Origin of the sequence: Bacteroides acidifaciens (genome assembly GCF_024623065.1) — a bacterium.
Lineage (GTDB): Bacteria > Bacteroidota > Bacteroidia > Bacteroidales > Bacteroidaceae > Bacteroides > Bacteroides acidifaciens.
Genome location: NZ_JANJZR010000140.1, coordinates 1 through 4,461 on the forward strand (window position 1 = coordinate 1; position 4,461 = coordinate 4,461).

Annotated in this window: 1 protein-coding gene; it reads left to right on the forward strand. The window is 43.0% G+C overall.

All coding sequences use genetic code 11. The features are described from left to right. On the forward strand, positions 1-4,461 hold a 4,461-nt coding region (locus tag NSB03_RS20000), incomplete at both ends, for a hypothetical protein (RefSeq protein WP_257466610.1).

Consider the following 4,461-nt stretch of genomic DNA (forward strand, 5'->3'; position numbering starts at 1 on the left):
CGGCTATCGGAGTGGATTTTCCCGTTCAGGCAGCTACGATATACGATACGGTGATATTGAAATACTGGGTATTTAATAAGAACGGTGAAGGAGTTACACCGGTCACAATGAGCATTGAATCATCAACAGGGCGGGAGTTGTTTACAACGGAAGACAATGTAATAATGACCGGCGGAGTTTCCGCGGTAACTACCTGGAATATTCCTTTGACGAACGAAGAATATGTCGGCGATATTATCCTGGTATTGGAAGCGGCCGACGTAAGAAGGGAATTACCGTTACATGTTAATATGATTGAGGGCATAACTCTTGCACCGGCCACGGATTGCCGTTTGTTTCTGACATCCGCAGGGCGTTCTAATACGGCGTCAGACAAGGCACAATGGATAAGCAGAGAAAAAGACGTCCCGGAAATTGTGGCCATCTTTTCGGAAAATTTCGATTTTTCGGAAAATGGTAGTGGCTGGAATACTGACAACGACGGAAATGTGGCGTGTCATATCAGAAGCGGGGCACGTGTAACAATACCTTATTTGCCTTTTGATAAGAATTACGGGCAGGGCAATGATTTGGATAATCCCGGAACTAAGACGGGCAAGATGATAGAGGTAGAGCTTGCAACAAGAAATTGCGTAGATATGAACGCTCCGGTTCTTTCTTGCTATGATCCGGTTAATGGTGTCGGGATTCAGATTTTTGCCAATGGAGCCACTTTTTCTTCTTCCGGTTCATCCACCTTTACAGATTTTAAAGAGGAAACACACATCAGGCTGGGATTTATGGTTGAATGCGATGAAAGGGCTGACCGGTGTTTTATGTCAGTGGTTGCCGATGGTGTCCCCCAGGGAATTGCAGTGTATAGCAAAGCGGACACTTTCAAACAGGCAAACCCGCAACAAATTGTAATCGGGTCTGACGAGTGCGACGTCGATTTATATGCGATTCGGGTTTATGATAAAAGTTTAACGATACAGGAAATCATAGGGAATTACGCCTATGACACTCCAAAAGCCGCGGATAAGATAGCAATCGCCCGGAGAAATGACGTTTTCGATGATGCTGGTAACGTCAATTATGCGAAATTGCGTAAAGCTCTTCCGAACCTTCCTGTCATGGTTCTGGAAACAGCATCTTTGCCGGCAGTAAAAGGAGAAAAAACGCCGGTACCAAATACCAGCTTTGAAAACCCGCTTTCCATGGGGGTAGAAGATGCACCCTCATTTACAGCGGAAAATGCGGTAATTGACGTACAGGGTACATCATCTTCTAAAATAGAGGCTACGGAACCGGAGGGAGAATTTAAATACCGCAACTACAAGGAGGATTTTAAAGAAGGATTCCTGCCGGTTGGATTACTGGAAAAGTTAAACAAATATCCGTTGAGTAAAAGAACTCCCGGAGAAAGCAAGTTTTGCTATAAGATAAATTACATGTCTTCCGAAATGTGTAATAACACCGTTCTTGCGGAACTTTATAACCGGGTTGCTGTTGCTGCCGGTTTGCTTAGCGGACCACAGCAGGAACAGGCGGACGAAGCGAAAGAAGTAACTTACCGGCAGACAATCTTTGGTTTTCCTATGTGTATATACTGGAAAAAACCGGGAGAATCCCGAATGAAATATGTTTCTATGTTCGATTTCAACAACGATAAAGGAAACTTAAACATTCTGGGTTTTGACCGTAAGAAATATCCAAAAGCCGAAATTTGGGAAGTTTCGGATAACATTACATTTTTCGATCATTCATACCGGGGATGCTGGGTGGATGATACAGGTAAAACCAGGAATGATATAACAGCGGAATTTGAAAGCCGTTTGCCGGGAGATTCGGAAATAAACGAAGGGTGTATTTATGGAGAAGCCAAAACGGAAGGGCAGGTAGAACAGGCAAATAAAGAATGTGCAGCCCTTGTACGTTTTTGCAACTGGGTACATTCAACCAACCAGGAGCAGGCAACCGGTGAAGCGTTGCCGCAACCGTTCATAGATAAGGACGGAAAGGAATATACCGTAGATAATGCTTCTTATCGTCTGGCCAAGTTCTTGACTGAAAAGGATGATTATCTGGATTGGGAAAAAGCGGTATATTACTATAATTTTACCGCCCGTCATTTAATGATTGATTCCAGAGCAAAAAATATGCACCTGGTAACAGAAGACGGAATACGCTTTTACCCTATTGTCTATGATGCTGATACCGGGAACGGAAACGATAATAACGGTAAATTGAGTTATCCGTATTATTATGAGGATACCGACCTGGACGCAGGCGGAAATGTTGTGTTCAACGGTCAGAGAAGTGCTTTATGGATTAATGTACGGGAAGGACTTGCGGAAGAGATTGCGGCACAGGATAGGACATTGCGTTCTTCTGCTGGTTATAGCTATGAAGCGGAAAAGGCTTTGTTTGATTCCCACCGTGAACAGTGGTGTGAAGCCTTGTTCGCGTATGCTGCCTGGGCACTGTATAAGAATAATCCGGCATATATAGAAGCTGCACTCGGAGATAAAAAACACCAACGTAATTACTGGATGTACTATTCATACCGGTATTGGGACAGCAAATTTCATTCGGGGGATGCGCCTAAGAATAATCTGGTATTACGTGTATGGGGACGGGGTGCGGACTTAACCGTAGTGCCTTACTGTTGTCTCTATCCGCGTGCTGAATGGGGATCGACAAACAAAGTAACGACGCAGCGTTGCCTGGATCTGAAAAATGGTGTGACTTTTAAAAATCAGATTGATTCGGAGGTTTCTAATTTTATCATTTATATTTTCTCGTCTGATTTGATTGTAGATCTGGGCGACCTGTCACAAATGGGAGATATACAGATAGATGATATAGGGGCGGCACCAAGATTAAGGCGGCTTATTATAGGAAAGGATGAAGAAGGATTCATTAACAAGCGGGAAACTACACTTTCGTTAAATAAAAACCGGATGCTCGAGGTATTGGATATAACCAATTGCAGGGGATTCGGATTACAAAATGATGGCTCTTACAAAAATTACACGCTTGATTTATCGGCTAATACGTTGCTGAAAGAACTAAGGGCAAAAGGAAGTACGGTAACAGGATTTAGTCTGCCACAGACAGACAAGTTAATTACCTTGCAATTACCCGAAGGGCTTACAACCCTTGCGCTTGTAAATCTTCCGAATCTGGGGAAGAAGGGGGGAGTATTCTCCATTGATGAAACTTCCTCTCTTGTATCCGTTTCTATCCGTAATTGCCCGGCGGTGGATTCGCGGGCAATAATCGAGGACTGCTTGTCACATGAAGTGCAAAAGTTGGCAAATGTAAATATTACCGATATCCTTTGGAATGATTTCTCTTTGGATTATCTTTTCAGACTTGCAGAAATGAAAGCGGAACTTACGGGAGTTATCAACTTGAAACAGGATTCCGCCAATATGCCGAATTTTGCACAAAAAAGAGCAATGATCGAAGCTTTCGGAGATATCGACGATCCGAATAATAAATTATATGTAACTTATAGGGTAATGAGAATGAACGCCCCTGTAATTTCCGGAAACGGTTATTATCCGGATACCGGTACTTATCAAATGGTATATGCGGCCACGCCTTCCACGGCCAACAATTTCCGCCGGGCAAAATGGAGCATAACGACAAACAGCTACGCCGATATTACAGAAGACGGAATATTAACCGTAAAGAAAGTCGGCGGAGCAGGGGCTGCAGAAGTTACTCTCACGATGGAACTTTTAGGCGGAGAGGAAATATCATCTACCAGAAAGATTTTCTTTTTCCTGCCTGAACCGAAACCAGGAGACTATGTATATTACGATGGCTCATATTCTGATATTTACGATGCGAACCGTTCGGTAATCGGGATTTGTTTTTATGTTAATGGAAATGACAGGCGGATGATTGCATTAGACAATCTGGCTACTATACCATGGGGACGCAATGATTTGGATATACCGGATTTAAAAAACTACACCGTTGCAGATGGAGCAAACAGCTCATTAACCGTTAGTGATGAAACATACCGGGAGAATGACAATACAACATTTAAGGAATTTATTTCGGGATCACTTTCTGACTGGGACGGTAAAAGGAATACGGACAAGATGCACGAACAAGCATTATACGCGTTACAGTCAAACGGTTTGTATATTCCTCAAAACATGCGCGAACTGGTTGAGGAGATGGGCAATATTACAGACAATACAGTAAGATGTTTGTATTATCCGGCTTCATTCTATTGTAAGATGTACGAACCGAAAGTTAAACTTAATGAGGTTTTAGCCGATAAATTCAAGGTTGGTAACTGGTATCTTCCTTCATGTGCAGAACTGGCACGTATTGTTTACTATGGTATGAAAGGATATATCAAAGGGGAAGAAGGTACGGATTTGGCGATATTTGCGGATGCGTCAACAAATGGAATCTTCGCAAAAATATCCACTAACTGGATTTGGTCGAGTACGGAGT